Below are 1,022 nucleotides of genomic sequence, written 5' to 3'. Positions count from 1 at the left end.
TAATCGGACTGTCAGCATTTGCTGGTTATGAATATGGTAAACAACAAGCATATGAAACAACACCACTAGTACAAAATACAGCTCAAGCAAAAAAAATTAATTACTCAGATAAGGTTAGTTCAGTTGTAGTTAGTGAAATCACTGAAGATGGATATGTAACACTTCATGGAGACCATAGCCACTATGAAAAAGGATTAGTACCTTATAACGCTAAGATTCTTGACTCATTAGTTTATAAAAACAAAGATTATAAATTAAAAGATGAAGACATTCAATATGAACTTGCGGAAGGTTATGTTATAAAAGTTAATGGTAAATATTACTACTACCCAAAAGAAGGGATAAACCAAAGTAATATTGTCGATGAGAAAACCGCTAAAGAAATTTCAGCTTATGCACATCACCATCATCATGGAGAAGCTAGTGAATCTAAAGAAAGCGGAGATCACTATACATTTAATCCTAAAGATATTGTAAGTGAAACTGCAGATGGGTATGTAGTCCGTCATGGAGATCATTTCCACTATATTAAGAAAAGTGAACTATCAAGTTCTCAATTGTCACAAGCAAGCAAAGTAGAAGCTAACAGCTCATTACCAGCATCTACTGCAGGAATAACTACTCCAACAAGCGATGGATATATCTTCAAAGGTGAAAATGACATCATAGGAAAAAATAGTTTTGGATTTATAGTTAAACACGGTAGTCACCAACACATAATACCTTATTCTCAACTACTAGGTACAAAATGGGATTACCTGGTAAATAATAACACAACATCAGCAACTAGCGTGAATACAACAGCTGCGAATATTCAAAATAGCACCACAACAAATGGTGAAAAACATAAGAAACATGAAGACTCATCTGGTACAGAAGATAATTACACATTTAATCCTAAAGATATTGTTAGTGAAGATGAGAACGGATATACAGTAAGACATGGGGATCATTTCCACTATATTCCAAAAAACAAAGTGGGAAAACAAACAGAAGTTGTTAAACCAACTCCAGTTATTCCT

1 protein-coding gene is annotated in these 1,022 nt (G+C 33.7%); it reads left to right on the top strand.

The features are described from left to right. Positions 1–2: 2 nt before the first annotated feature. On the top strand, positions 3–1,022 hold a 1,020-nt coding region (locus JX287_RS03455; RefSeq protein ID WP_239650324.1), incomplete at its 3' end, for a pneumococcal-type histidine triad protein.

Source organism: Gemella haemolysans, from assembly GCF_901873445.1.
Lineage (GTDB): Bacteria > Bacillota > Bacilli > Staphylococcales > Gemellaceae > Gemella > Gemella haemolysans_C.
Note: the sequence above shows the minus strand (reverse complement) of the source record. Positions and strands in the feature narration are given on the sequence as shown.